Source organism: Methylobacterium sp. Leaf469 (assembly GCF_001424745.1).
Taxonomy (GTDB): domain Bacteria; phylum Pseudomonadota; class Alphaproteobacteria; order Rhizobiales; family Beijerinckiaceae; genus Methylobacterium.
Genome location: NZ_LMRE01000012.1, coordinates 1 through 24,558 on the forward strand (window position 1 = coordinate 1; position 24,558 = coordinate 24,558).

The 24,558-nt window shown below is 71.3% G+C and carries 26 protein-coding genes and 3 pseudogenes; 14 read left to right on the plus strand and 15 right to left on the minus strand.

What is annotated here, in order from left to right:
* The 3 pseudogenes from ASG60_RS07810 to ASG60_RS21890 all read right to left on the minus strand — a co-directional run.
* Nucleotides 1-1,011 (minus strand): annotated as a pseudogene (locus ASG60_RS07810) (transketolase C-terminal domain-containing protein); the annotation flags it as partial.
* 1 nt (nt 1,012) lies between these two features.
* Nucleotides 1,013-1,306, minus strand: a pseudogene (locus ASG60_RS22585) (hypothetical protein); the annotation flags it as partial.
* A gap of 40 nt (nt 1,307-1,346) precedes the next feature.
* A pseudogene (locus ASG60_RS21890) lies at nt 1,347-2,549 on the minus strand (1-deoxy-D-xylulose-5-phosphate synthase N-terminal domain-containing protein); the annotation flags it as partial.
* Nucleotides 2,550-2,567: 18 nt separating this feature from the next.
* On the opposite strand from ASG60_RS21890, the gene ASG60_RS07820 reads away from it, so the two are divergent.
* Nucleotides 2,568-2,756 (plus strand): hypothetical protein, encoded by a 189-nt coding sequence (locus tag ASG60_RS07820; protein ID WP_056384902.1) that lies wholly within the window; start codon nt 2,568-2,570, stop codon nt 2,754-2,756.
* A gap of 156 nt (nt 2,757-2,912) precedes the next feature.
* On the opposite strand, the gene ASG60_RS07825 is transcribed toward ASG60_RS07820, so the two are convergent.
* The 5 genes from ASG60_RS07825 to ASG60_RS07845 all read right to left on the minus strand — a co-directional run bounded on the left by ASG60_RS07825 (nt 2,913) and on the right by ASG60_RS07845 (nt 6,134).
* The gene (locus ASG60_RS07825; RefSeq protein WP_056174868.1) at nt 2,913-3,218 is read right to left on the minus strand and encodes an exodeoxyribonuclease VII small subunit; all 306 of its coding nucleotides are present in this window, start codon (nt 3,216-3,218) and stop codon (nt 2,913-2,915) included.
* 213 nt (nt 3,219-3,431) lie between these two features.
* A complete protein-coding gene (locus tag ASG60_RS07830; RefSeq protein ID WP_056384904.1) occupies nt 3,432-3,944 on the minus strand; it encodes a hypothetical protein in 513 nt (170 codons plus the stop codon).
* The gene (locus ASG60_RS07835) at nt 3,944-4,519 is read right to left on the minus strand and encodes an HD family hydrolase (protein ID WP_056385275.1); all 576 of its coding nucleotides are present in this window, start codon (nt 4,517-4,519) and stop codon (nt 3,944-3,946) included. Before ASG60_RS07835 ends, ASG60_RS07830 begins: the two co-directional genes overlap by 1 nt.
* A 23-nt stretch (nt 4,520-4,542) precedes the next feature.
* Complete coding sequence (locus tag ASG60_RS07840; RefSeq protein ID WP_056175102.1) at nt 4,543-5,187, minus strand: DNA-3-methyladenine glycosylase I; 645 nt, start codon at nt 5,185-5,187, stop codon at nt 4,543-4,545.
* Nucleotides 5,188-5,270: 83 nt separating this feature from the next.
* Complete coding sequence (locus tag ASG60_RS07845) at nt 5,271-6,134, minus strand: folate-binding protein YgfZ (protein WP_056174872.1); 864 nt, start codon at nt 6,132-6,134, stop codon at nt 5,271-5,273.
* Nucleotides 6,135-6,221: 87 nt separating this feature from the next.
* On the opposite strand from ASG60_RS07845, the gene ASG60_RS07850 reads away from it, so the two are divergent.
* Entirely contained in the window at nt 6,222-7,562 is a 1,341-nt protein-coding gene (locus ASG60_RS07850; protein ID WP_056174873.1) for a dihydroorotase, read from the plus strand.
* A gap of 134 nt (nt 7,563-7,696) precedes the next feature.
* Here the strand turns inward: ASG60_RS07850 and ASG60_RS07855 are convergent, their stop codons facing one another.
* From ASG60_RS07855 to ASG60_RS07865, 3 genes are all read right to left on the minus strand, one after another.
* Complete coding sequence (locus ASG60_RS07855) at nt 7,697-11,821, minus strand: Pls/PosA family non-ribosomal peptide synthetase (RefSeq protein ID WP_082531669.1); 4,125 nt, start codon at nt 11,819-11,821, stop codon at nt 7,697-7,699.
* 126 nt (nt 11,822-11,947) lie between these two features.
* Nucleotides 11,948-12,145, minus strand: coding sequence for a hypothetical protein (locus ASG60_RS07860; protein WP_056384906.1), 198 nt, complete (start codon nt 12,143-12,145; stop codon nt 11,948-11,950).
* Entirely contained in the window at nt 12,130-12,720 is a 591-nt protein-coding gene (locus ASG60_RS07865; protein WP_056174875.1) for a histidine phosphatase family protein, read from the minus strand. The genes ASG60_RS07860 and ASG60_RS07865 overlap by 16 nt, the downstream gene beginning before the upstream one ends.
* A 182-nt stretch (nt 12,721-12,902) precedes the next feature.
* Here ASG60_RS07865 and ASG60_RS07870 point away from each other — a divergent pair, with 182 nt between their 5' ends.
* From ASG60_RS07870 to ASG60_RS07885, 4 genes are all read left to right on the plus strand, one after another.
* The gene (locus ASG60_RS07870) at nt 12,903-13,853 is read left to right on the plus strand and encodes a polyphosphate kinase 2 family protein (protein WP_156368957.1); all 951 of its coding nucleotides are present in this window, start codon (nt 12,903-12,905) and stop codon (nt 13,851-13,853) included.
* Between the two features lie 82 nt (nt 13,854-13,935).
* Nucleotides 13,936-14,124: a 3-alpha domain-containing protein gene (locus ASG60_RS07875; protein ID WP_056174877.1), complete on the plus strand. Its 189-nt coding sequence runs from the start codon at nt 13,936-13,938 to the stop codon at nt 14,122-14,124.
* An 86-nt stretch (nt 14,125-14,210) separates the two neighbouring features.
* Nucleotides 14,211-14,525 carry a putative quinol monooxygenase gene (locus ASG60_RS07880; protein WP_056174880.1) on the plus strand — a complete coding sequence of 105 codons (315 nt, stop codon included), beginning with the start codon at nt 14,211-14,213 and terminating at the stop codon, nt 14,523-14,525.
* Nucleotides 14,513-14,965 (plus strand): MarR family transcriptional regulator, encoded by a 453-nt coding sequence (locus ASG60_RS07885; protein ID WP_056384908.1) that lies wholly within the window; start codon nt 14,513-14,515, stop codon nt 14,963-14,965. Before ASG60_RS07880 ends, ASG60_RS07885 begins: the two co-directional genes overlap by 13 nt.
* 10 nt (nt 14,966-14,975) lie before the next feature.
* Here the strand turns inward: ASG60_RS07885 and fabI are convergent, their stop codons facing one another.
* The 3 genes from fabI to ASG60_RS07900 form a co-directional block, all read right to left on the minus strand.
* Nucleotides 14,976-15,833, minus strand: coding sequence for an enoyl-ACP reductase FabI (fabI, locus tag ASG60_RS07890; protein ID WP_056174885.1), 858 nt, complete (start codon nt 15,831-15,833; stop codon nt 14,976-14,978).
* Between the two features lie 181 nt (nt 15,834-16,014).
* Nucleotides 16,015-16,959, minus strand: a complete 945-nt coding sequence (locus ASG60_RS07895) for a DnaJ C-terminal domain-containing protein (protein ID WP_056304878.1) — start codon at nt 16,957-16,959, stop codon at nt 16,015-16,017.
* A gap of 250 nt (nt 16,960-17,209) precedes the next feature.
* A complete protein-coding gene (locus tag ASG60_RS07900; protein ID WP_244476625.1) occupies nt 17,210-17,629 on the minus strand; it encodes an RT0821/Lpp0805 family surface protein in 420 nt (139 codons plus the stop codon).
* Between the two features lie 224 nt (nt 17,630-17,853).
* Here ASG60_RS07900 and pdxH point away from each other — a divergent pair, with 224 nt between their 5' ends.
* The 7 genes from pdxH to ASG60_RS07935 all read left to right on the plus strand — a co-directional run bounded on the left by pdxH (nt 17,854) and on the right by ASG60_RS07935 (nt 22,379).
* Nucleotides 17,854-18,489 (plus strand): pyridoxamine 5'-phosphate oxidase, encoded by a 636-nt coding sequence (gene pdxH / locus ASG60_RS07905; RefSeq protein WP_082478893.1) that lies wholly within the window; start codon nt 17,854-17,856, stop codon nt 18,487-18,489.
* 189 nt (nt 18,490-18,678) lie between these two features.
* Nucleotides 18,679-19,401: an SDR family oxidoreductase gene (locus ASG60_RS07910; protein ID WP_056095925.1), complete on the plus strand. Its 723-nt coding sequence runs from the start codon at nt 18,679-18,681 to the stop codon at nt 19,399-19,401.
* Complete coding sequence (locus ASG60_RS07915; protein WP_056384912.1) at nt 19,394-20,494, plus strand: hypothetical protein; 1,101 nt, start codon at nt 19,394-19,396, stop codon at nt 20,492-20,494. Before ASG60_RS07910 ends, ASG60_RS07915 begins: the two co-directional genes overlap by 8 nt.
* 10 nt (nt 20,495-20,504) lie before the next feature.
* Nucleotides 20,505-20,999: an NUDIX hydrolase gene (locus tag ASG60_RS07920; RefSeq protein ID WP_056384914.1), complete on the plus strand. Its 495-nt coding sequence runs from the start codon at nt 20,505-20,507 to the stop codon at nt 20,997-20,999.
* The gene (locus ASG60_RS07925; protein WP_056174893.1) at nt 20,996-21,457 is read left to right on the plus strand and encodes a TIGR02301 family protein; all 462 of its coding nucleotides are present in this window, start codon (nt 20,996-20,998) and stop codon (nt 21,455-21,457) included. Before ASG60_RS07920 ends, ASG60_RS07925 begins: the two co-directional genes overlap by 4 nt.
* Before the next feature lie 157 nt (nt 21,458-21,614).
* Nucleotides 21,615-21,869: a hypothetical protein gene (locus tag ASG60_RS07930; protein ID WP_056174896.1), complete on the plus strand. Its 255-nt coding sequence runs from the start codon at nt 21,615-21,617 to the stop codon at nt 21,867-21,869.
* 72 nt (nt 21,870-21,941) lie between these two features.
* Nucleotides 21,942-22,379, plus strand: coding sequence for an EamA family transporter (locus ASG60_RS07935; protein WP_056359243.1), 438 nt, complete (start codon nt 21,942-21,944; stop codon nt 22,377-22,379).
* A gap of 56 nt (nt 22,380-22,435) precedes the next feature.
* On the opposite strand, the gene ASG60_RS07940 is transcribed toward ASG60_RS07935, so the two are convergent.
* The gene (locus tag ASG60_RS07940; RefSeq protein ID WP_056174900.1) at nt 22,436-23,092 is read right to left on the minus strand and encodes an alpha/beta hydrolase; all 657 of its coding nucleotides are present in this window, start codon (nt 23,090-23,092) and stop codon (nt 22,436-22,438) included.
* Nucleotides 23,093-23,388: 296 nt separating this feature from the next.
* Between ASG60_RS07940 and ASG60_RS07945 the strand changes: the two genes are divergently transcribed.
* On the plus strand, nt 23,389-24,543 hold the full coding sequence (locus ASG60_RS07945; RefSeq protein WP_056384916.1) for a cysteine desulfurase family protein: 1,155 nt from the start codon (nt 23,389-23,391) through the stop codon (nt 24,541-24,543).
* Nucleotides 24,544-24,558: the final 15 nt, after the last annotated feature.

The following is a 24,558-nucleotide window of genomic DNA, read 5'->3' on the forward strand; positions in this document are numbered from 1 at the left end:
GTCAGGGTCCGCACCCGGACGCGGCCGGCATCCAGCGCGCCCTTCTCGGCCAGCAGATGCAGCACCATGGCGCCGAAGCCGCCCACCGAGCCCTCCTCCAGGGTGATCAGCACCTCGTGGCTCGCGGCGAGATCGAGGATCATGGCTTCGTCGAGRGGCTTGGCGAAGCGGGCATCCGCCACSGTCACCGCCACACCCTCGGCCTCGAGGAGATCGGCGGCCTTGAGGGCCTCGGACAGACGGGTGCCGAGGCTCAGCAGCGCCACCCGCGCGCCCTCGGGCCGGCGCACCATCCGGCCCTTGCCGATGGCCAGCGCTTCGCCGCGCTCCGGCAGGTCGACGCCGACGCCCTCGCCGCGCGGGTAGCGCARGGCGATCGGGCCGCTGTCATGGGCGTGGCASGTCGCCACCATGTGCACGAGCTCGGCCTCGTCGGAGGCCGCCATCACGGTCATGTTCGGCAGGCAGCAGAGATAGGCCAGATCGAACGCGCCCGCATGGGTCGCGCCGTCGGCCCCCACCAGCCCGGCCCGGTCCAGGCAGAACCGCACGGGCAGGTTCTGCAGGGCGATGTCGTGCACCACCTGATCGTAGGCCCGCTGCAGGAACGTCGAGTAGATCGCCACGAACGGCTTGTAGCCCTCCGTCGCCAGGCCGCCCGCGAAGGTGGATGTCGTGCACCACCTGATCGTAGGCCCGCTGCAGGAACGTCGAGTAGATCGCCACGAACGGCTTGTAGCCCTCCGTCGCCAGGCCGCCCGCGAAGGTSACCGCGTGCTGCTCGGCKATGCCGACGTCGAAGGTCCTGTCCGGATGCGCCTTGCCGAACAGGTCGATGCCGGTGCCGCCCGGCATCGCCGCGGTGATGGCCACCACCTTGGGGTCGGCGTCGGCGGCCTTGATCAGGCTCTCGCCGAACACGCGGGTGTAGGCCGGCGCGTTGGGCTTGGCCTTGGCCTGCACCCCCGACAGCACGTCGAACTTGACGACCCCCCTACGGACCCGAGACCGNGGTCGATGGGGTTCTGGCCCGCGGGTGTCTCGTGATGGCCACCACCTTGGGGTCGGCGTCGGCGGCCTTGATCAGGCTCTCGCCGAACACGCGGGTGTAGGCCGGCGCGTTGGGCTTGGCCTTGGCCTGCACCCCCGACAGCACGTCGAACTTGACGACCCCGTGGTAGCGGTCGTCGCTGGCCTCCGCCGGGGCGTAGCCCTTGCCCTTGCGGGTGACCACGTGGAGCAGGATCGGCCCCTGCTCGGTGTCGCGGACGTTCTTSAGGATGGGAAGCAGGTGGTCGAGGTTGTGCAAGACGGTCTACACCCTCGCGGTGCTCGGCCTCGTCCANGTAGCGGTCGTCGCTGGCCTCCGCCGGGGCGTAGCCCTTGCCCTTGCGGGTGACCACGTGGAGCAGGATCGGCCCCTGCTCGGTGTCGCGGACGTTCTTCAGGATGGGAAGCAGGTGGTCGAGGTTGTGTCCGTCGATGGGCCCGACATAGTGGAAGCCCATCTCCTCGAACATGGTGCCGCCGCCGACCACGAGGGAGCGGGCATATTCCTCCGCCGCCGCCGCGCGCTGGTAAATGGCTTTGGGCAGCAGCTTTCCGAGCTGCTTGGCGGTCTCGCGCAGGGACCGGTAGGTGCCGCCCGAGGCGAGCCTGGCAAAGTAGGCCGACATCGCCCCCACCGGGGGGGCGATCGACATGTCGTTGTCGTTGAGGATGACGATGAGGCGCGAGTGCAGCGCGCCGGCGTTGTTCATGGCCTCGTAGGCCATGCCGGCCGACATCGAGCCGTCGCCGATCACCGCGATCATGTTGCGGCGCTTGCCCGCCGGGGCGCCCTTGGCCTTGGCCTCCGCCTCGTCGAGGTCGCGCGCCACCGCCATGCCGAGGGCCGCGGAGATCGAGGTCGAGGAATGCGCCGCGCCGAAGTAGGCCGACATCGCCCCCACCGGGGGGGCGATCGACATGTCGTTGTCGTTGAGGATGACGATGAGGCGCGAGTGCAGCGCGCCGGCGTTGTTCATGGCCTCGTAGGCCATGCCGGCCGACATCGAGCCGTCGCCGATCACCGCGATCATGTTGCGGCGCTTCGGGGCCGGGGCGCCCTTGGCCTTGGCCTCCGCCTCGTCGAGGTCGCGCGCCACCGCCATGCCGAGGGCCGCGGAGATCGAGGTCGAGGAATGCGCCGCGCCGAAGGGGTCGTAGACGCTCTCCGAGCGCTTGGTGAAGCCCGACAGGCCGCCGGGCTGGCGCAGCGTCCGGATGCGGTCGCGCCGGCCGGTGAGGATCTTGTGCGGGTAGGCCTGGTGGCCGACGTCCCAGACGATGCGGTCGTCGGGGGTGTCGAACACGTGGTGGAGCGCCACCGTCAGCTCGACCACGCCCAGCCCCGAGCCGAGATGCCCGCCGGTGATCGACACCGCCTCGATCATCTCGGCCCGCACCGCCTCGGCCACCGCAGGCAGATCGCTCTCGGGAAGCCGACGCAGCGCGGACGTCTCGTCGAGACCGTCTAGAATCGAGGGATTGGCTGAAGACACTGGCATTGACCCGTTGTTCGCAGCGTGATCCGCGCCTGTCGACCCTGGTCGGCCGCCTACGCCACCACCGTGCCGGCGCTGCGGTCGATCGCACGCCGCGCGCGAATCGAGGTGAAGACCCTCGATCATCTCGGCCCGCACCGCCTCGGCCACCGCAGGCAGATCGCTCTCGGGAAGCCGACGCAGCGCGGACGTCTCGTCGAGACCGTCTAGAATCGAGTTTTGCTGTGACACCGAACAGACCTCACGCCCGGAGGAAAGATATGCGCGCAAAGGCTTGCGGCGCTTGATGATTTCGACACGGCCCGATGAAGCCGCGGGCTTCGTTCGTCGCCGGCGGACATCCCGGTCCGCGCCCCGAACGCATGGCTAGTCCACGTCGAGGGGCGCCGTGCCGGCGGCCTTGCCGTCGGCACCGAGGGTGATCTTCTGGATGCGCGCCTCGGCCCGCTGCAGCAGCGCGTCGCAATGGCGCTTGAGCGCCTCGCCGCGCTCGTAGATCGCCACGGATTCGTCGAGGGGCACGTCGCCCTTCTCCAGGCTGCGGACGATGCCTTCGAGCTGTTCGAGGGCCTGTTCGAACGGCAGATCCCGTATCGCGGACAGATCCTGCCCGGCGTCGGCATCGGCGCCAGCATCGATCGACGCCGGTGCGGCGGAGCGCGCTGAAGTCATTCCAGTCTACCCTTCATCGTGCCGGTCTAAGCCCGGCCCCGTCCGCTCGACAACCCCACGGGCCTGAGGACAACGCGCGCGCAGGCCGATTCGCCCGCCGGGGCGTCGTTTCGGCCACACCCTCCGGGCTGAGACATCGGTTGCGAAAAAGGCCCCAAGAGACTGTACGAGAACATCAAGTCCGGTGCGTCCGTCCGTCGGGATGCGCGCCCCTCACGTCAGCGTGAGGGTGAAGGGGGTGCCTTCGAACGCGTCGGCACCGCGTCCGATCCGGGCGATGGCGGCGCTCATGCGCCCCTCGCGGCCGAGCATCCGGTCGGCGATGGCCACGAAATGCGGGTTGGGCGTCGCGCTCGGAGCGGCCGCCCGCAGGGCGTCGGCGACCTCCCCCTCGTCGCGTTCCGGCGCCAGGGCGCAGGCGGCGATGTAGGCGGCGGCGGTGGAGCGGCTGATCCCGGCGTAGCAGTGGATCACCAGGGGGTCGGCCCGGTCCCAGGCGGCGACGAAGTCGAGGATGCGGCCGATATGGCCATCGTCGGCCAGGACATGGCCGTCCATCGCCGCGGCGATGTCGCTGACCTCGACGACGCAATGCCCGCCCTCGGCGATGGATTCGGGCCGGGCAATGGCGGTGCCGGCCTTCATGAGGGTCATGAGGCGGCGCGCGCCCGTCTCCGCCAGGGTTTCGGGCAGGCGCGACAGGGGGCAGACGTGGAGGGTCGGCATCAGGTGTCCGGCGTCGGGGCTTGGAAGCGGTCGAGGAAACGGGCGAGGAAGCGATTCTGGGCCAGGGCGGTCGGCCACGGCTCGATCAGGGCCTCGGCCTCGGCGGTGAGGGGGCCCGGCTCGCCGAAGACGGCGGCGGCTTCCGCACGGTCGAAGCCAGCGAGCCGGATCGCCTCCCAGTAGGCGGCGATTCCATCGGCGCACTTCACCAGGCGGACCTCCTCGAGACTCGGCTCCGGCAGGCCGAAGCGGGCACGGATGGCGGCGAGGAGACGCCGTTCCACCGCCTTGTAGGAATCGCCGATGGCCGCCTTGAACGGCGAGATGATGTCGCCGATCACGTATTCGGGCGCGTCGTGCAGGAGGAGTTCGAGGCGCCGGGCCGGGGCGAGGCCGGGCACGAGGCCGGCGCCGATGGCCTCCACCAGCAGGGAATGCTGGGCCACGGAGAACACGTGCGGCCCGGCCGTCTGGCCGTTCCAGCGGGCGACGCGGGCGAGGCCGTGGGCGATGTCGGCGATCTCGATGTCGTCGGGCGACGGGTCGAGGAGGTCGAGGCGCCGGCCCGAGAGCATGCGCTGCCAGGCGCGCGGCGGGCTCACGCTGTGCCCTTCGACGTCTGGTTCCCGGGCCGACCGAGGGCGGCGCAGGGGGCGTGGCGGTGGCAGCCGACGAGGTGGTCGTTCACCATCCCCACCGCCTGCATGAAGGCGTGGACGATGGTCGGGCCGCAGAACGCGAAGCCCCGTGCCTTCAGGGCTTTGGCCATCCGCCGCGACACCTCCGTCTCCGTGGCGATGCCGGCCCGCGCCGTGGCCGTGCCCTGGATCGGCGTGCCGTCGACGAAGTCCCACAGGAACGCCGCGAAGCCGGGGCCGCTCTCCTCGAGGGCGAGGAAGGCCTTCGCCCCCGCGATGGTGCCGACGATCTTGGCCCGGTTGCGGATGATGCCGGTGTCCTGCATCAGCCGCGCGACGTCGTCCTCGGTGAAGCGCGCGATGGCGACCGGATCGAAGCCCGCGAACGCGCGTCGAAAACCCTCGCGTCGGCGCAGAACCGTGATCCAGGACAGGCCGGCCTGGAACCCGTCGAGGATGAGTTTCTCGTAGAGCGCCCGGCCGTCGTGTTCGGGCACGCCCCATTCGGTGTCGTGGTAGGCGACGTAGACGGGATCGTCGCCGGCCCACCAGCAGCGGGGACATCCGTCGGGATGGTGGATCAGGCCGGATTCGTCGGACAGCATGGCCACTCATAACCGGAGAACGAGGCAGGAACAAACCGCTTCCGGTCAACCGGTCTTCCTTGGTTCTGCCGGTCTTTCCCGGTTCAGCCGGCCTGCACCGTCTCCGGGAACGCGAAGGTGGCGAACGACGGCTTCTCGGCGCCGAGGCGCGCGGCGCCCGCCCGCAGGGGCTCGCCCGTCGCGTGCGCGTCGGCGAGCCGGTCGAGGCGCAGCATCGCGAGGCCGCGCCCGCCCGCGACGCTGCCGACGGTGCCGAGGCTGCGTGCGCCGGAGGTCACCTCGGCCCCGCTCTCCAGGGTGCCTTCGAGGGCGACCACCGGCACGAGGCGGGTGCGGGCTGTGCCCCGGTGCTGCATGCGCGACACCACCTCCTGGCCGACGTAGCAACCCTTCTTGAAATCGACGCCGCCGAGCTGGTCCATGAGCGCCTCGTGCGGGAACGCGTCCGCGAAGGCGAAGTCGCGCCCGCCCTCCGGGATGCCGAGGGCGATGCGGTGGGCGTGGTAATCGGCCTCCGTGGCGTCGGCCGAGAAGGCGCCCTGCGCCGCGTAGAGGCGGTTGCCGAGGCCTTCGAGGCGGCCGTCCCGCACCGGATCGGTGTCGATGGCGGTGTCCGAACCGCCCCAGGCGGCGGCGACGCCGAGCGTCGGGTCGAGGGCCAGGGCCGCCTTGGCGCGCAGGCGGTAGAGGGTGAGGCGCTTGAGGAGGTCGGGCGCGCGGGCGGCGTCGGTGTCGAGGCGGAACCCGCCATCCGCCCCCGGGACGTCGATCCGGGAGATGAGGAAATCGAACAGCACCTTGCCCTGGGGGGTGAGCAGGGCGCCGAGGCGCGCCTCGCCGGGCTCCAGGGTCTCGACGTTGCAGGTGACGACGCCCTGGAGCAGGCCCGCAGCGTCCTCGCCCGTGCAGGTGACGACGGCGCGGTCGGGCAGGAGGGCGATGGGCATGAGGGCTCCGGAAATTCCCGTGGCGTTGCACGCCACTGGCGCCTGACATAAGCCGCCGGCACCCGCGTCTCAATGTGGAGCCCCCTGATGGACCAGCCCTTCGACCTCGTGCTCTCCGGCGGCACGATCGTGAATCAGGACGGCGAACACCGGGCCGATCTCGGTATCCGGGCGGGGCGCATCGCGGCGCTGGGCGACCTGTCGCGGGCCGACGCCACGGAGCGGCGCGACTGCACCGGCCTGCACCTCCTGCCGGGCGTCATCGACAGCCAGGTGCATTTTCGCGAGCCGGGCCTCGACCACAAGGAGGATCTGGAATCGGGCTCGCGCGCGGCGGTGATGGGCGGCGTCACGGCGGTGTTCGAGATGCCCAACACCAATCCGCTCACCACCAGCGCCGAAGCGCTGGCCGACAAGGTCGCGCGGGCGCATCACCGGATGCATTGCGACTTCGCGTTCTGGGTCGGCGGCACCCACGAGAACGCCCACCAGGTCGCCGAGCTGGAGTGCCTGCCGGGGGCGGCGGGCATCAAGGTGTTCGTCGGTTCCTCCACGGGCTCCCTGCTGGTGGAGGACGATGCCGGCGTCACCGAGATCCTGAAACGCACCCGTCGCCGCGCCGCCTTCCACGCCGAGGACGAGCCGATGCTGCGGGCGCAGGTGGATCGGCAGGTGCCGGGCGACCCGTCCTCGCACCCGGTCTGGCGCTCGCCCGAAGCGGCGCTCAAGGCGACGGAGCGCCTCGTGCGCATCGCCCGCGCCACGGGGGCGCGCATCCACATCCTGCATATCTCGACCCGGGAAGAGATGGTGTTCTTGGGGCAAGCCAAGGACGTCGCCACCTGCGAGGTGACGCCGCATCACCTCACCCTCGACGGGGGGGAGGCCTATGCGCGGCTCGGCACCCTGGTGCAGATGAACCCGCCCGTGCGCGACGCGTCGCACCGCGACGGCATCTGGCACGGGCTGTCCCAGGGGGTGGCCGACGTGCTCGGCTCCGACCACGCGCCGCATCTCCTGTCGGAGAAGGCGAAACCCTATCCGGCCTCGCCCTCCGGCATGACCGGGGTCCAGACCCTGGTGCCGATCATGCTCGACCACGTGGCCGCCGGGCGCCTGTCGCTGGCGCGCTTCGTCGATCTCACCAGTGCCGGCCCCAAGCGCCTGTTCGGGATCGCTCGCAAGGGGCGGCTTTCGGTGGGCTACGACGCCGACGTCACCGTGGTCGATCTGAAGCGCCGCGAGACCATCCGCAACGCCTGGATCGCCTCGAAATGCGGCTGGACGCCCTATGACGGCGTCACGGTGACGGGCTGGCCCGTGGGCACCGTCGTGCGGGGCGCCCCCGTGATGTGGCAGGGCGAACTCACCGCTCCGTCGCGGGGCGAGGCCGTGGTGTTCGAGGAGACGCTGGCGGCGCGGGGGTGAGTCCGCCATCCCTCACGCGGCCCAAGTGACCGGGATGTCTGAGGTTTCTTACGGTGGGCGTGCATCCCCTCTCCCCGCAGGCGGGGAGAGGGGATGCACGCGGGCGTTTCGCTCAAGAACCTGAGGCCCGACCCTCAGGCTGCGTTCTGTTTCGCCGCGGCATGCACCACCGGCACCGCCGGGGCGCCTTCCCATTCGGAATGGGGCGGGATCGACTCGCCCTTCATCACGATGGTGAGGGGGCGCAGGCGGGCATAGGCGCCGACCTTGGTGTCGTACAGCACCGTCGAGAACGCGCCCACCGACACGCCCTCGCCGACGACCACCCGGCCGACCTTCATGATGCGGTCCTCGTAGAGGTGGGTCTGCAGGGCCGAGGTGCGGTTGATGGTGGCGTAGTCGCCGATGGTGACGCAGTCGAACTCGGTGATGTCGGTGGTGAGCATGCACACGCCCTTGCCCACCTTCACGCCGAGCAGCCGCAGCATCCAGGGCAGGAACGGCGTGCCGACGAGGTGCTCGAGCAGGACCTTGCCGGCGAGCCCCCAGTACAGCACCGCGACGGCCTCCGTCCGCATGGCCCACCACGACCACATCGGCTGCATGCCGGGCTTGTAGACCCCCATGAGCAGCCACTTCACCGCGATGACGGTGAAGGACTGGATGAACGCGATGGCGACGCTGACCGCCACGAAGGAGACGGCGAGCCCGGTCCAGTCCTGGGCCAGGATGGCGGGGTAGAAGTACCAGTCGATGGCGGTGATCGCGAGGGTGATGAACAGCATCGGCGAGAACGAGGTCGAGAACGCCTCGAAGATGCCGCGCCGGAGCTTGGGACCGAGGCCGGGCTCGTAGGTCTGGAGGTCGGAGCCGAGATCGACGCGCTGGCGCGCCGGCAGCTTGATCGGCGGCGAGCCGAACCAGGTGTCGCCCGGCGCCATGAGATCGTTGGCCGGCGGCTTCGACTTGATGCCGATGAGCACGTCGTCGGGGATCACGGCGCCCGGCGGCACCACGGCGTCGTTGCCGACGAAGACGCGGGCGCCGGTATGGACCTCGTGCAGGTGCATCCAGCCGCGCCGGATCTCTTCCTCGCCGAACACCACCTCGTCGGCGACGAAGTTGCGCGCGCCGATATCGGCCAGATCGTAGCGGCCGCCGAGATTGGTCGAGATCTCGGCGCCCTGGCCCATGCGGGCGCCCATGAGCCGGTACCACGCCCGCATGTAGACCGTGGCGAACAGCGACGAGAGGGTCTCGAGGGTGACCTCGGCGGCGAGCGCCACCGTCCACTTGCGCAGGTAGAACCCGCTGTGGATCGAGTGGGTGCCGGACGAGACGCGGGGCAGGATCGCCCAGCGGATGCCGGCGATGAGGAACACCGTGCCGGCCGTCATCAGCATGGCGGTGGGCCAGGTCAGCAGCGGCAGGTACCAATGGTAGTCGATGTCCGTCAGGTCGGACAGCGAGTCGCTGAGCTGGTCGAAGATGTAGAAGGCCGGGAAGATCGGCAGCAGGCCGATGGCGGGGATCGCCGCCAGCAGGAAGGCGTAGAGCACCCCGAAGGCGAGGCGCCGCTGCGGCGAGGCCGTGGCGGGCTCCGGCAGCAGCGTGGGGTCGGCGGTGCCGACGCGGCGGCCCGGCGAGCCGTCCCAGATCTCGGCCCGGCCCACCACGGTGCCGGTGGGAATCGTGGTGAGGTCGCCGATCTCGGCATGGTCGCCGATGGTCGTGTCGGGGCCGATGACGCAGGAGGCGCCGATGGCGACATCGGCCCCGATGGTGACCCGGCCGATGATGAGGGTGTCGCCCACCACCTCGGCGTTGGCGATGACGAGGCGCCCGCCGAGGGAGGCGCCGGGGCCGATGGAGACGAGGTCGGGGGCACCGATCTCCGCGTCGGAGATGAGGGTGTCGTCGCCGACCTTCGCGCCGAGCAGGCGTAGGTAGAACACGATGGCCGGCGAGCCCTGGAGCCACTTGATGTGCACCAGGGGCGTCAGGCGCTGCGCCAGCCACCAGCGGTAATAGTACACGCCCCAGAGCGGGTAGCGCCCGGGCTTGGTCCGCCCGAGAATCAGCCATTTCGCCGCCACCGCGATGGCGGCGGTGACGGCGTTGATGCCGATATAGACCAGCAGCAGCACGACGAGTTCGCCGAAGAAGCCGAGCCCGCCGCCCGTGAGCAGCAGGTAGGTCACGAAGATGCCGAGCCATTGCGAGGTGGCCAGCGCGATGACGAAGGGCAGGGCGGCGGCCTGGGCGAGGCCGCAGAGGAAGCGCCGCCGGAACGAGGGCGGGGCGAAGCTGAGGTCCCGCACCGCCATCTGCGCCCCGGCCCCGCCGGTGCGTTCGATGAGGGCGTCGGCCATGCTCCGCAGGGTGCGCCGGCCGTAGACGTCCTGCAGGGTGATGGCGGCGAGCGCCGGCGCCTCGCGCACGGCGCCGACGAAGCGGGCGGCCAGCAGCGAATGGCCGCCGAGATCGGTGAAGAAGTCGCCCTCGAACGGGATCGCCTGGTTGCCGAACACCTGGTTGGCGGCCGCCAGGAGCGCCGCCTCGGTCTCGTTGCGCGGGGGCTCCTGCTCGCCCGAGACGTCGGCGACGGTCAGCGTCGCCGCCCGCAGGGCCTTGCGGTCGACCTTGCCGGAGGTCAGGCGCGGCAGCACCTCGGCCACCTCGAAATGCCCCGGCACCATGTAGGGCGGCATCTGTCCGGCGAGGGTCTGCCGCAGGGCGGCCTTGTCGATCTCGATGCCGCGCTCGGGCACCAGGAAGGCGACGAGGCGGTCGACGCCGTCGTCCTGGCGCAGGACCACCGCCGCCTGGTTGATGCCGGGCAGCACCTGGATGCGCGATTCGATCTCGCCGAGCTCGACCCGGAAGCCGCGGATCTTCACCTGATCGTCGATGCGGCCGTGGAACAGGATGTTGCCGGCCGCGTCAACGGAGACCGCATCGCCCGAGCGATAGAGGACCGGGTCGGTCCCGTCGGAGGGGTAGGGGTTGGCGATGAACTTCTCCGCCGTCAGCTCGGGGCGCTTGAGATAGCCCCCCGCGACGCCGGGGCCTCCGATGAGGAGCTCGCCGGGTTGGCCGGGTTCGAGAAGTTCGAGGGTCTCGCCGGCGACGTACACCGAATAGTTCGGGATCGGGCCGCCGATGGTGACGGGCGTGCCGGCCCGCATCTGCGCCGCGGTGGCGACCACCGTCGCCTCCGTCGGCCCGTAGGTGTTGAACAGGGCGCGGCCGTCCGTCGCCCAGCGGGCCACCAGGGGTTCGGGCAGGGCCTCGCCGCCGAGGAGCACCAGCCGCACCGTGGGCAGGTCCTCCGCGATCATGGCGAGCAGGGTCGGCACCGTGTCGAGCACCGTGACGCGGGCGCGGGCGAGGATGCCCGGCAGGGCCTCGACGTCGCCCATCATGGCCGGCGAGGCCACGAACAGGGTCGCGCCGACGAGATAGGGGACCCAGATCTCCTCCATGGAGAGATCGAAGGCGACGCTTGCGCCCTGGAACACCACGTCGTCGGGCCGCATGCCGTAGAGGGCGTTTCCGGACCGCAGGAAATGGCAGATGTTGGCGTGGCTGATCGCGATGCCCTTCGGCACGCCCGTCGAGCCCGAGGTGTAGATCAGGTAGGCCGGGTGCTGGGGCGTCAGCCCCAGCGCACGCGGGTCGGGTCGGGGCGCATCCGCCGGCGTTCCCGCCAGCAGGGCGTCCACGGTGAGGGCGGGTGCGGCGTCGGGGGCCTGGGACGCCAGGGCCGGAGAGACGAGGAGCGCCTTGGCGGCGGCGTCCGCGAGGCACACGGCGACGCGGTCGGCCGGGGCCTCGGCGTCGAAGGGCAGCCAGGCGGCGCCCGACAGGGTGATGCCGATCTGGGCCACGAGGATGTCGGGACCCCGCGCCATCCACAGGCCGACGACATCGCCGGGGCCGATGCCGCGATGCGCCAGCCCCCGGGCGATGGCGCCGGCCCGCGCTTCGACCTCGGCGTAGGTGAGGGCCGGGTGGGCGCCGTCGGCGTCGCTGAGCGCCCCGTCGACGAGGGCCGGATGATCGGGGCGGGCGGCGGCGCTGGCGGAAAAAATCTCGCCCAGGACCTCGTCGCGGATGAGGTCGGGGCGTGCCTCGCCGCGCAGGACCGCCTTTCCGGTTAGGCTCGCCTGGCCGCGCGGGGTCTCCTGCCCGGACAGGACCGACTGGCGCGTGGGCCCATCCGCCAGGGGCCGGGCTGTCTCGGCGAGACTGGTCATCCACTGCTCCGCTGCCGGATCCTCGGGCCCGCTGCCTGTGGCGAGCCTCGGATGCGCTTCGTTCTGGCCGGGTAAGGCGCTCGGATCACGCCGGAATCGCGGCAACGCCCGAAGTTCGGCGGTGCCTTAGCACGTTTGACCGGACGTGAGAGACCCGATCCGCCCGCAGGACCGGGCCGGAATACGGATCACGCCCAACGTCATCACGCCCAGCGCCATCACGCCCAGCGCCATCACGCCCAGCGCCATCACGCCCAGCGCCATCACGCCCAACGCCATCACGCCCAACGCCATCACGCCCAACGCCATCACGCCCAACGCCAAGTCGCGCCCTCGATGACCAGGACGCCGCCCTGGCGGATGCCCATGCGCGGCGCCTCGCGGATGCCGAGGCAGCCCCGGATCACCAGGATCGCGCGGGCGACGCCGCCATGGGCGACGATGCAGGCCGGCCCCTCGAGGGCGGCGAGGGCGGGGGCGACCCGTTCGACCAGCATGGCGTAGCTCTCCCCGCCCTCGCCCGGCGGCCGGTAACCCCAGCGGTTGCGGTCGCGCGCCAGGGCCCGGGCCATGTCCCGACGCCGGATCTCGGCCCAGGTCGAGCCTTCCCACGTGCCGAAGCTGATCTCCTTCAGGCGTGCGTCGGTGCGGTAGGCCTCGGGCGCGAGGTCGAGGCGGGCGCGCACGGCCTCCATGGTGCTGCGGGTGCGGGCCAGGGGGCTCGCGACGAAGTCGAGACGGGGGAGATCCGCGCCCGCCGCCTGCGCCAGGCGCCCGGCCGCTTCGTCGGCCTGGCGGAGGCCCTCGGCGTTGAGGGCGATGTCGCGCTGGCCCTGGAGACGGCCTTCCGCGTTCCAGTCGGTCTGACCGTGGCGGACGACGTAGAGGGTCGGGGTCATGAGGCACGCCCCACCGCGCGCCGCTTCCCATCTGCCGGGCGGCGCTTGTCGGCTGCCGCGCGACGCGCATCGGAACGGCCGCGCTTGCGGATCGTTGTCGGTTCCAGGGGCTCGGCTGGTTTCGAGGTCTTGGTAGGTTTCAAGATCCTGCGCGCCTCGATCGTCAGCGGACGAATTTCCATATGCCGCACAAGCCCATCAAGCCGGAATCCGGCAAGTCCGGTGCGAAGTCGGGAGCCCGGGGAAAGCCCGGGGGAACGGTGGCGGAGGAGGGCGGTTCCCGCAAGCCGCACAAGGCCTCCCGTGCTGACGCCACCCCCGGAATCGTCACCGTGGCGCCGGGGCGAGCCTTGGAAGGATCCGCCTTCGATCTCTCCGCCGTCGATGCGAACGCCGATGGCGGCCTCGACAAGGCGGCGGCCAAGCAGGCGCTGGCCGTGGAGCGCGCCCGCATCGTGTCCCTGCAGGAACGGCTCTACGCCGAGCACAGGCGCAGCCTGCTGGTGGTGTTCCAGGCCATCGACACCGGCGGCAAGGACGGCACCATCCGGGCGGTGTTCGAGGGCGTGAACCCGCAGGGCTGCCGGGTGTGGCCGTTCAAGGTGCCGAGCGCCGAGGAGGCCGCCCACGACTTCCTGTGGCGCTACCATGCCAAGACGCCGGGCCGCGGCATGATCGGCGTGTTCAACCGCAGCCATTACGAGGACGTGCTGGTGGTGCGGGTGAAGGGCCTCGTCCCCGAGCCGGTCTGGCGGGCGCGCTACGGCCAGATCAACGATTTCGAGCGGATGCTCACCGCCGAGGGCACCACGATCCTGAAGTTCTTCCTCCACATCTCGAAGGCCGAGCAAAAGGAGCGCCTGGAGGCCCGCATCGCCACCCCGGAGAAGCACTGGAAGTTCGACGCCGCCGACCTCGTGGAGCGCCGGTCCTGGGACGCCTACCAGGCCGCCTTCGCGGATGCGCTGAGGCAGTGCTCGACGCCGGACGCGCCGTGGCACGTGGTCCCGGCCAACCGCAAGTGGTTCCGCAACCTCCTCGTCGCCCGCACCATCGCGGACACGCTGGAGGCGATGGACCCACGCGTCCCGGACGCGCGACCGGGCGTGGCCGGGATGACCGTGCCGGATTGAGGGGCGCACCGCGTGTCCTGTTGGGGGCGTCCCGTCCTTCTGGAACTCGGCTGCGACGCCGGTGTCGAGGTGATCTTTTCGTATGATCCCGCGAGAAACCCAGGACCCCGGAGTCCATGAGGATCGCGATCGAGGCGGTGCTGACCGGGCGGCGCTCGCGGAGATCGCCGCCCTCGAGACCCTGTCGACCTCCTGGCGGAGCCTCGCCGCCCGGCGCCTGGAGCGGAGCGCCGTGGAGGATTGGACCCCACGCCTGAGCGGTGAGGGGTGAGCCGCACGCGCGCCCGGGACGCCCGGCCTTGCCGGAAAGGGCAGGTCGGCCTAGTGATTAGCATCCTAACTAAAAGGAGGCTCGTCATGCCGGACCCATTGGTGCTCTTTGCCCGGATCACGCCCAAGCCCGAACATCGCGCCGCCGCCCGTGCCGCAGTCCTGGCGATCCTGACGGTCACACGGTCCGAACCGGGCTGCCGCCGCTTCACGCTGCATGACGACCGGGACGGCGACGGGCCGCTCTACCTCTACGAGGTCTGGGACGACGAGGCGGCCCTCGCCGCTCACCATGCCCAACCCTATACGCGCGCCGTGTTCGAGCGGTATCGGACGTGGCTGTCCGAGCCGGTCGCGATCACGCGGTTGCGCGCGATCGGGGAGGGCGCATGTTCTTCCTGAAGGAGCTGCCCACGCGGGTGATGCTTCAGAGCTACTCTGACCGCTACCCGGGCATGGATGCCGAGGCCGTCGCCGAGGCGCTTCGGCTCCTGCGGCGCGCAAGCCTGTTGATGCGCGCGCTGGAGGCGTACTTCACCGCCCACACGCTGTCGCAGACCCGCTTCCTCATCCTGATCGTCATCGATCGGGAGCCCGGGCAAGGGGGACTCATGGGCAGTGAAATCGCCGACCGGCTCGACATCTCACGTCCCGTCGTGACCGAAACCGTCAAGGCCATGACGCGGGCGGGCCTGCTCGGCAGCGCTCCGGTTCCGGGGGACGGCAGGGCCAAGCGCATCACCCTGACGCCGGCCGGGCGCGCGGTGCTCGCCGACCTCCTGCCCGGCTACTTCGCCCTCATCGCCGACTTCATGGCGCGCGAGGGCGACGGGACCGCGTGACCGCCCGGCCTCAATCCTTGTCGAGGCTGAGGTCCGGCGCCTCGGGGTTCTTCATGCCGACCACGTGGTAGCCGGCGTCGACGTGGAGGATCTCGCCGGTCATGCCCCGGCTCATGTCCGAGACGAGGTAGGCGGCGGTCTCGCCGACCTCGTCGATGGTCACCGTGCGGCGCAAGGGGGCGTTGTACTCGTTCCACTTGAGGATGTAGCGGAAGTCGCCGATGCCGGAGGCGGCGAGCGTCTTGATCGGGCCGGCCGAGATGGCGTTGACGCGGATCTTCGAGGGGCCGAGGTCGGCGGCCAGATACCGCACGGAGGCTTCGAGCGCGGCCTTGGCCACCCCCATGACGTTGTAGTGCGGCATCCACTTCTCGGCGCCGTAATAGGTCAGGGTGAGGAGCGAGCCGCCGTTCGGCATCAGCTTCTCGGCGCGCTGGGCCACCGCCGTGAACGAGTAGCAGGAGATCAGGAGCGATTTCGTGAAGTTCGCCTCCGAGGTCTCGAGGTAGCGGCCCGTCAGCTCGTCCTTGTCCGAGAAGGCGATGCAGTGGACGACGAAATCGAGGCCTTCGGGAAACACCTCGGCCGTGGCGGCGAACACCGCGTCGATGGAGGCCGGATCGGTGACGTCGCAATGGCCGACCACGTGGGCGTCGAGTTCGCGGGCCAGGGGCTCGACGCGCTTCTTCAGGGCGTCGCCCTGGTAGGTGAAGGCGAGCTTGGCCCCGTGGGCGGCGGCGGATTTCGCGATGCCCCAGGCGATGGAGCGGTTGTTGGCGACACCGAGCACCAGCCCGCGCTTGCCGGCGAGAAGGCCGCCGACGTGCAGGCCACCGACGTGATCGTGAACCGGGTTCGTGTCCGCCATGAAGTCACCTGAGCCAGAAGCGTCGCCGGGCATGCCGAGGCCCGGCCGGAGGGATCGGACGGACGGACGCGCCGCGCGCACTCTCTATAACGGCATGCGCCGCGCGCACTCTTAGCGGAGGCATGCCGGTGACGGAAGTCCGGGTTTTCCGTGCCGGATTCCGCGTGAGACGTGCGGCGTCTCAGCCGACCCGGGCGGCGCGCCGGGCCTTGGCGTAATCCGTGAGCGCCGTGTCCTCGGCACTCGGCAGGGCGACGGCGGTGGTGGCGAAGAGGTCGCCCCGCGTCCCGTCCTTCTTCGGCAGACCCTTGCCCTTGAGCCGGAAGGTCCGGCCCGAACTCGTCATGGCGGGGATCCGCATCTCGACGGCGCCCGTCAGGGTCGGCACCCGGATCGGGCCGCCCAGGACCGCGTCCTCCAGGGGCACCTCGACGGAGGCGCGCAGATCCGCCCCGTCCGGGGTGAAGCGGGCATGCGGCAGGATGCGGATGGTGAGCAGCGCGTCGCCCGGCGCGCCGCGCCCGCCCGGCGATCCGAGGCCGCGCAGGCGGATCACCTGGCCGTCGATCACGCCGCGCGGCACCACCACGTCGACGTCGCGCCCGCCCGGCAGGGACAGGCGCAGCTTCTCCTCGCTCGCCACCTGCTCGAGGGTCACGGCGAGTTCGGCCGCCACGTCCTCGCCCTTGGCCGGCTCGCGCTGCCCGGCGCCGGCCCCACCGGCCCCGGCGCGGAACGCTTCGCCGAACAGGTGCGAGAAGATGTCGTCGCCCATGCCCCCAGGCCCTCCGCCGCCGGGGCCGCCGGCGCCGCGCCCCCGGGCCGCGTTCTCGAAGCCGAACCCGCCGGCCCGTCCACCGCCGCCGCCGAAGCCCCCGAACCCCTCGAACCCGCTCGCGCGAGGCTTGCCGTCACCGTCGATCTCGCCCCGGTCGAACTGCCCGCGTTTCCCCGCGTCGCCCAGGATCTCGTAGGCCGAATTCGCCTCGGCGAAGCGGTCCTTGGCCTTGGCGTCGCCGGCGTTGCGGTCGGGGTGGTAGGCCTTGGCGAGCTTGCGGTAAGCCTTCTTGATGTCGGCTTCGCTGGCACCCTTGGGCACACCCAGGACGTCGTAGGGATTGCGCATCGGTCAACACTGTCTCGGTGCCGTGAGGAGCTTGGCCGTGGGGAGCCGGCGGTTTCGCTGCCTCGGATTCATCGCGCCTGATGTGGACGGTTCGCGGCCGGTTCGCAACGCGAGGCCCGGAGATTTCGCCGGCGCACCATCGCGGGCGCCGTTTCCCGGGCGGTTCCTTCCAGTGTCAGGCCGCCAGTGTCAGGCCGCCAGTGTCAGGCCGCCAGTGTCAGGCCGCCAGTGTCAGGCCGTGTTGCCGGCGTCAGATCGCCGTCTTGGTGCCGCGCACGCGCTTCAGGGCCCACTCGCCCCCCGAGGGCTTGCAGCCGGTGCCGCGCAGGAACCGGCTCCGTCCGGGCGCGATCACCGAGGCGAGGAAGTCGCGGCAGACCTGATCGTCGGACACGTAGGGCAGGCCCGTCGGATTGACCGAGCCGCGCAGGCTGGTCTCGGGGTTGTCCCACTTCACCGGGCGGCCGTTGCCCTGCGGATCGAGGGCCACCGACAGGGCCGCGTGCGCCCGGCGCCAATCCTCGGCCCCGAGGTCGCGGCCGAAGCTTTCGGGCGGACGCGCGATGCTGCCGGTGCTCGTCGGTTCCGGCGGCAGGGCGGCTTCCGCGACGGTCTCGGTCTGGAAGGTGATGATCGGCAGGCCGCAGCCCGACAGGGGCAGGAACACCAGGGCGGCGAGGGCGCGCCAGGCATGCGACGCCGCGCGGGAAGGGCGGCGCGTTCCGCCGCAAGCCGTGGTCCGTCGCGAAAAACCCGCGGCGGGGACCTTGGCCGCCGCCCCTTTCGTCCTAAAGTCGCACCGACGCATTACACTTGATCTCACGACGGGAGAGGACCGATGGCCAACCGCGCCCCACGTCGGTGCCCCCCGACCCGGATCTCACGTTAGCCAGGATGTTCGCCTTGGATCGGTTAAGGATCGATGACCTCGCCCCGTCGAACGACTTCACCCGCGCGACGGATCCCTGGGCCCTGTTCGCCGCCTGGATGGCGCAAGCGGAGGCGTCGGAGCCCAACGACGCCAACGCCATGGCGCTGGCCACCGCCGGCTCGGACGGCCTGCCCGACGTGCGGATGGTTCTCCTGAAGGGCGTCGATGCGCGCGGGTTCGTGTTCTACACCAACACCGACTCGGCCAAGGGCGAGGAACTGGCGCAGAACCCCCAGGCCGCCCTGGTGCTGCATTGGAAGAGCCTGCGCCGGCAGATCCGCGCCCGCGGCCCCGTGTCCCATGTGACCCCCGAGGAGGCCGACGCGTATTTCGCCAGCCGGGCCCGTGACAGCCGCATCGGCGCCCATGCCAGCCGGCAATCGCGGCCGCTCGCCGACCGGGCCACCCTGGAGGCGGAGGTGGCGGCCCTCGCCGCCCGGTTCGAGGACGGTCCGGTGCCGCGCCCGGAGAACTGGATCGGTTTTCGGGTCGCGCCGGTCTCGATCGAGTTCTGGCAGGACGGCCCGTTCCGCCTGCACGACCGGGTGCGGTTCACGCGTGCCGGCGATGGCTGGGCGGGGGCCCGGCTCTATCCGTGACCCGATGGGGTGGGGGCACGATCCCCGAGGGCGGGCGCCGCCGCTTGGTGCGGCGCGGGATGGACCCTGGATTTTAGGACCGGCGGCGCTTAGACCTTGAGGCCGGTGCGGCGGGTGCTCTTTCGTTGACCGCCTCCCGATCCCGAAGGAACGGTCTTGGCCACATCCTCCAACGAACGCCGCCGCGTCATGCTGCTCACGGGGGCCAGCCGCGGCATCGGCCACGCCACCGTCAAGCGCTTCTCGGCGGCCGGCTGGCGGGTGATCACCTGCTCGCGCCACGCGTTTCCCGAGAACTGCCCGTGGGAAATGGGGCCGGAGGATCACCTCCAGGTCGATCTGGCCGATCCCGAGGACACCATGCGGGGGATCCGGGAAGTGGCCGGGCGCCTCGCCGACGAGGGCGGCCTGCTCCACGCCCTCGTCAACAACGCGGGAATTTCGCCCAAAGGCGCCAACGGCGAGCGCCTCGGCGCCATCGCCACGGAGTTCGGCGACTGGCGCAAGGTGTTCCAGGTCAACGTGTTCGCGCCGCTCCTGCTCGCGCGCGGCCTGTGCGAGGAGCTGACCCGGGCCAAGGGCTCCATCGTCAACGTCACCTCCATCGCGGGGTCCCGCGTCCATCCCTTCGCGGGCGCCGCCTACGGTACCTCGAAGGCGGCGCTCGCCGGCCTCACCCGCGAGATGGCGAGCGATTTCGGACCCCTCGGGGTGCGGGTCAACGCGATCTCGCCGGGCGAGATCGACACCGCCATCCTGTCGCCCGGCACGGACAAGATCGTCGCCGGCATCCCGCAGCGCCGTCTCGGCACCCCCGACGAGGTGGCCAAGGCGATCTACTTCCTGTGCACCGAGGCCTCGTCCTACGTGAACGGCGCCGAGCTGCACATCAACGGCGGCCAGCATGTCTGAACGGGGGCGGTCGCCCGCGCGCCTCGTTGCCCTGCTGCTCGTCGCCCTTCCGCTCCCGGCCGCCGCCGAGCCGGCCGTCACGATTCTCGACCTGCCGTTCTCGGCGAGCGCCCTGCGCGGCCCCGGCAGCGAGGTCGCGATCGCGGTGGCGACCTCCGGCCTCCTCCCCCTGGCGCGGCCGAAGCCGGGCGGGACGGGCGCGGCGGCGGAGGGGGGGCCCATCGCCGTGGTCTGGGGAGAGGCGGGGGGCGCGGTCCTCGCCCTCGTCGATGGGCACGTCACCGCGACGCTCCTCGGCCGCGAGGCCGTCGAGGGGCTGGCCGCCGCCGAGACCCCGCGCGGGGCGCTTCCCGGGTCCCGCCGGGCGCTGTCCGGCGCCCTCTCGGCCCATCTCGCCGAGCCCGTGACGGTGCGCGGCCGGCTGGGCGCGGGCGCGCTCGTGATCCGCGAGCGGAAGGCCGTTCCCATGAGTGCGGAGCCGAAGGCCGTGCCCGTCGCCACCGCGACGGTCCGGCCCGCGCCCGATCCCGCCTTCGCCCCGCGCGCGCCGCGCATCGCGGCCTTCGACGGCCGCCCCGCCATCCTGGCGGTGGGCGAGACCGAGGACGGGTCCTCGCTGATGGTCGTCGAGCCCGCCGAGTCCGGCTGGAGCGTGCGGGCGCGCAGCCCCGCCGAGCCCGGCAGGCCGCTTCAGGTGGCGGGCGTCGCGGATTTCTCCGGCACCGGCCGGATGCAGGTCGCCGCGACGGGCTCGGCCGACGGAACCGCGCGGCTGCGGCTGTGGGCCTACGAGGGCGGCGCCCTGCGGCCCCTTCTGTCGGCACCCGGCTACGACGCCGCGGCACCGGGCGAGGGCGGTCCCGATCTGGCGGCGCTCCTTCCCCGCGACGGGGCCGTGGACCTCGCCGTGCCGGTGGCCGACCGCTCGGCCCTCGCGATCGTGTCCCTGAAGGGCGCCATCACGGAGCGCGCCCGCGCGCCCCTGCCGGCGCCCGCCGCCTTCGGCGTCGCCACCCTCGGGGCCGGGGCGGCCGCCCGCCTCCTCGTTGGCCTCGCCGACGGGCGCATCGCCGTGGTGAACCCCAATCCGTGAGCTGTCGTCCATGAGTGAACCGGCATCGCCCGACGACGCCACGCGCCTGTTCCCGACGCGGCCCTTCGTCGGCGCCTCCATCGCGGTGATCCGGGGCGACCGGGTGCTCGTCGCCGCCCGGGCGAACGCGCCCATGCGCGGCGTCTGGACCCTGCCGGGCGGCCTGGTCGAGGCCGGCGAGGCGCTCGCCGACGCCGCCCTGCGGGAGCTCCGCGAAGAGGTTGGCCTCACGGCCGCGGTGGTGGGTGTGCTGGCCCCGACGGAGATCATCCTGCGGGCCGAGGACGGCCGGACCCGCCACCATTACGTCGTCCATCCCCACGCCGCCCTGTGGACCGGTGGCGAACCGGTGCCCGGGCCCGAGGCGCTCGCCGTGCGCTGGGCGACCCTGGCCGACCTCGCCGGCCTCGACACCACGCCCGGCCTCGACGGCACCGTGGCGGCCGCGTTCGCCCGGGTCGCCGGGTATGGAACATCCGAACTGCCCGGGACACCCGCCGCGTGACGAAGCCCGGACCGGTTGCCGCTCTCGCCCTCTGCCTGATTCTGGCGACGATTCCGGGGGCCGAGGCCCAGCAGGGGCGGGGGGGCGCCGCCCGCGCCGCGCCCCGGAGCGACAGGCCGGCCGAGAAGGAGCCGGCCCCCGCCCCCGAGCCGCCGCCGGCGCCCTACGACCGCGACCTGATGCGGCTTTCCGAGATCGTCGGGGCGCTGGCGTTCCTGCGCGAGCTCTGCACCGCCCCCGATGCGGGCCAGTGGCCCGTGCGGATGAAGGCGCTGCTGGAAGCCGAGGGCGTGACCCCCGGGCGGCGCGATCGCCTCGCCGGCGCCTACAACCGGGGCTATCGCGGCTACGCCCTGACCTACCGGGTCTGCACCCCGTCGGCACAGGAAGCGGCCACCCGGTTCGTGACCGAGGGCGAGCGTCTGTCGCATGCCCTGGCGAGCCGGTTCGGGGGATGATGCGGCCAGGCCACACCCGCGCGGGCAAGGCTGAATCCGCGCAATTCGAGCGCCGGCGTTAACCGCTTCGCAATTCCTGGCTTTGCGGGCCCGGCCGTGCGCCCTATCATCATCTCAACGTGCCGAGCGTTTCTTCGGCGCCAACGATGCTGTGGCCATGCACGCTGAATCAGCCCAAGCGCCCTTCGAGGCGGATATCGACAGCAAGCGCGCCGCGCTCGGCTACGTGTCGGAGGCCTTCGCCGAAGGCTGTCTCGACGGCCTCGACGGCGACTGCATGGCGCAAGCCGCCCTGTTCGCGGCGTTCCAGGAGCTGGTGATGACCTACGGCGAGGAGGCGACCGCCCGCTACGCCGAGGGCTTCCCGGACCGGATCCGCGGCGGCGCCTTCACCACGGCTCCCCAGCATTGAGGGGACTGTGACGACTCTGCTGGATGTTGCCCTTCCTGAGGACTGGAATCGGTTCTCGGCGGGCGTCGCTCCGTGAAATCCCTGCTCGGGTCCTGGCCGTTCTGGGCGCTGCTTTCGGCCGCCTTCGCGGCCCTGACCGCGATCTTCGCGAAGGTGGGGATCGCCAACGTCAATTCTGATTTCGCCACCTTCATCCGGACCATCGTCATTCTCTGCGCGCTCGGTGCCATTCTCGTTGGCACCGGGCAGTGGCAGCCCTTCGGGTCGGTGTCGGGCCGGACCTACGTGTTTCTGGTCCTGTCGGGCCTCGCCACCGGGGGCTCGTGGATCTGCTACTTTCGCGCTCTCAAACTCGGCGAAGCCAGCCGTGTCGCACCCGTCGACAAGCTGAGCGTGGTGCTGGTGGCGATCTTCGGGGCTGTCTTCCTCGGCGAGCGGCTGTCCCCGGCGAACTGGCTCGGGGTGGCGTTCATCGCCACGGGGGCCGTGCTGGTGGCTTACCGGGGCTAGACCCCCTCCCCGTGAGGGAAGGGGAACGCGACAAGTCCGGTTGCGGCGAGTCCACCTCAGGCGGTCATTTCCTTCGTGCCGAGGCGCTTGTCGAGGTAGGTGTCCACGGTCTGGGTCAGCTCGTCGACCTTGCCGTCGAAGAAGTGGTTGGCGCCCTCGACCATCTGGTGCTCGATGATGACGCCCTTCTGCACCTTCACCTTCTCGATCACCGGCATCACCTCGCGGGCCGGGGCCACCCGGTCCTCGGAGCCGTGGACGAACAGGCCCGACGACGGGCACGGCGCCAGGAAGGTGAAATCGTAGCGGTTGGCCATGGCGGCGATGGAGATGAAGCCCTCGATCTCTGGGCGCCGCATGAGCAGCTGCATCCCGATCCACGATCCGAACGACACGCCGGCGATCCAGCAGGCGCGGGCCTCCGGGTTGACCGACTGCACCCAGTCGAGGGCCGAGGCGGCGTCGGAGAGTTCGCCGGTGCCGTGATCGAACGCGCCCTGGCTGCGTCCGACCCCGCGGAAGTTGAACCGCAGGGCGGCGAAGCCCCGGTTGGCGAAGGTGTAGAACAGATTGTACACGATCTGATTGTTCATCGTGCCACCGAACTGCGGGTGCGGGTGGAGCACGATGGCGATGGGCGCGCCCTTCTTCTTGGGGGCCTGGTAGCGTCCCTCGAGACGGCCGGCCGGACCGGTGAAGATGACTTCGGGCATGGATCTCTCACAAGCTTCAGGACGTGGCGCGCGACGGCAGACGCAACGCAGGCCCCGCGCGGAACGCCTTGACTCGACGGGGCACGAACTTAAAAGCGCTCTTAGAATGGTTCTAGTGGACTAGAATTATTCTAAACAAGCGGTTCGGGCGCGTCCGGGTCGCTGCGTCCCTTGCACGACGGGGTGTCGGAACATGGTTCTTCGGCGCCTTAGCATGATCGTGGGGGGCAAAAGCAAGGATTTGTCGTCCTCGACCTTGAGACCGCCAGTGGTTTTCGCCCCATGACTTCGCCAGCATGACTTCGCCGCGCGCCTATCTCGACCACAACGCGACCTCGCCGGTTCGGCCGGAGGTCGCTGCGGCCGTGGCGCGGGCGCTCGCCCTCCCGGGCAACCCATCCTCGGTGCATGCCGAGGGGCGTGCGGCCCGCGCCGCCCTGGAGCGCGCGCGCGTGCAGGTGGGCGGCCTCGTCGGCGTCGGCTCGGGGCGGGTCGTGTTCACGAGCGGCGGCACCGAGGCCGCCAACACCGTGCTGTCCGGCGCCCTGCGCCGATCCGGCGAGCCGGCGCCGACCCGGCTGGCGATCGGTTCCACCGAACATGCCTGCGTGTCGGCCGGCCATCGCTTCCCGGCCGAGCGCGTCGACGTGGTTCCGGTGGATGCCAGCGGCATCATCGATCTCGCCGCCCTCGCCGCCTGCCTCGACCGGCACCGGGGGGAGGGCGTCCTCGTCTCGATTCATGCGGCCAACAACGAGACCGGCGTGATCCAGCCGCTCGCCGAGGTCGTCGCCCTGGCGCGCGGCCACGGCCGGGCCCTCGTCCATTCCGACGCCGTGCAGGCGGTGGGCAAGATCCCGCTCGATTTTTCCGGCCTCGGCCTCGATGCCCTCACCCTCTCGGGCCACAAGTTCGCCGCCCCCCGGGGCGTCGGCGCCCTGGTGCTCGCCGAGGGCGTCACCTTGGATTCGGCGTTCCTGCGGGGCGGCGGCCAGGAGGGGCGCCTGCGCGGCGGCACCGAGAACCTGTCGGGCCTCGTCGGCATGGGGGTGGCGGCCGAGATGGTCGGGCTCGGCGAGACGCAGGAGGCTCTGCGGGATACCATCGAGGCAGGGCTGCGGGCCTTGGCGCCCGACCTCGTGGTGTTCGGCGAGGCCGCACCGCGCCTGCCCAACACCGTGAGCTTCTCCATTCCGGGCCTCGATGCGCCGACGGCCCTGATGGCGCTGGATCTCGCCGGCGTCGCGCTCTCGTCCGGGTCGGCCTGCGCGTCGGGCAAGGTCGCCCGCTCACCGGTCCTCGCCGCCATGGGCGTCAGCCCTGCCCTGGCCGCAGGGGCCCTGCGCGTCAGTCTCGGGTGGAACAGCACGATAAGCGACGGGACGCGCTGTCTCGCCGCCTGCGAACGCCTCGTCGACACCCTATATCGACGGCGAGGGCAGGCCGCCTGACCGGCGGCCCGCCCA

Excerpts from the sequence above, each read along its gene's own strand:
- ASG60_RS07915 (WP_056384912.1), top strand. The coding sequence starts at position 19,394 with ATGTCTGAACGGGGGCGGTCGCCCGCGCGCCTCGTTGCCCTGCTGCTC.
- ASG60_RS07945 (WP_056384916.1), top strand. The coding sequence starts at position 23,389 with ATGACTTCGCCGCGCGCCTATCTCGACCACAACGCGACCTCGCCGGTT.
- ASG60_RS07855 (WP_082531669.1), bottom strand. The coding sequence starts at position 11,821 with ATGACCAGTCTCGCCGAGACAGCCCGGCCCCTGGCGGATGGGCCCACG.
- ASG60_RS07825 (WP_056174868.1), bottom strand. The coding sequence starts at position 3,218 with ATGACTTCAGCGCGCTCCGCCGCACCGGCGTCGATCGATGCTGGCGCC.
- ASG60_RS07850 (WP_056174873.1), top strand. The coding sequence starts at position 6,222 with ATGGACCAGCCCTTCGACCTCGTGCTCTCCGGCGGCACGATCGTGAAT.
- ASG60_RS07880 (WP_056174880.1), top strand. The coding sequence starts at position 14,211 with ATGCCGGACCCATTGGTGCTCTTTGCCCGGATCACGCCCAAGCCCGAA.
- ASG60_RS07920 (WP_056384914.1), top strand. The coding sequence starts at position 20,505 with ATGAGTGAACCGGCATCGCCCGACGACGCCACGCGCCTGTTCCCGACG.
- ASG60_RS07870 (WP_156368957.1), top strand. The coding sequence starts at position 12,903 with ATGCCGCACAAGCCCATCAAGCCGGAATCCGGCAAGTCCGGTGCGAAG.
- ASG60_RS07865 (WP_056174875.1), bottom strand. The coding sequence starts at position 12,720 with ATGACCCCGACCCTCTACGTCGTCCGCCACGGTCAGACCGACTGGAAC.
- pdxH (WP_082478893.1), top strand. The coding sequence starts at position 17,854 with ATGTTCGCCTTGGATCGGTTAAGGATCGATGACCTCGCCCCGTCGAAC.
- ASG60_RS07930 (WP_056174896.1), top strand. The coding sequence starts at position 21,615 with ATGCACGCTGAATCAGCCCAAGCGCCCTTCGAGGCGGATATCGACAGC.
- ASG60_RS07910 (WP_056095925.1), top strand. The coding sequence starts at position 18,679 with ATGCTGCTCACGGGGGCCAGCCGCGGCATCGGCCACGCCACCGTCAAG.
- ASG60_RS07835 (WP_056385275.1), bottom strand. The coding sequence starts at position 4,519 with ATGCTCTCGGGCCGGCGCCTCGACCTCCTCGACCCGTCGCCCGACGAC.
- ASG60_RS07875 (WP_056174877.1), top strand. The coding sequence starts at position 13,936 with ATGATCCCGCGAGAAACCCAGGACCCCGGAGTCCATGAGGATCGCGAT.
- ASG60_RS07845 (WP_056174872.1), bottom strand. The coding sequence starts at position 6,134 with ATGCCCATCGCCCTCCTGCCCGACCGCGCCGTCGTCACCTGCACGGGC.
- ASG60_RS07895 (WP_056304878.1), bottom strand. The coding sequence starts at position 16,959 with ATGCGCAATCCCTACGACGTCCTGGGTGTGCCCAAGGGTGCCAGCGAA.
- fabI (WP_056174885.1), bottom strand. The coding sequence starts at position 15,833 with ATGGCGGACACGAACCCGGTTCACGATCACGTCGGTGGCCTGCACGTC.
- ASG60_RS07840 (WP_056175102.1), bottom strand. The coding sequence starts at position 5,187 with ATGCTGTCCGACGAATCCGGCCTGATCCACCATCCCGACGGATGTCCC.
- ASG60_RS07940 (WP_056174900.1), bottom strand. The coding sequence starts at position 23,092 with ATGCCCGAAGTCATCTTCACCGGTCCGGCCGGCCGTCTCGAGGGACGC.
- ASG60_RS07830 (WP_056384904.1), bottom strand. The coding sequence starts at position 3,944 with ATGCCGACCCTCCACGTCTGCCCCCTGTCGCGCCTGCCCGAAACCCTG.
- ASG60_RS07885 (WP_056384908.1), top strand. The coding sequence starts at position 14,513 with ATGTTCTTCCTGAAGGAGCTGCCCACGCGGGTGATGCTTCAGAGCTAC.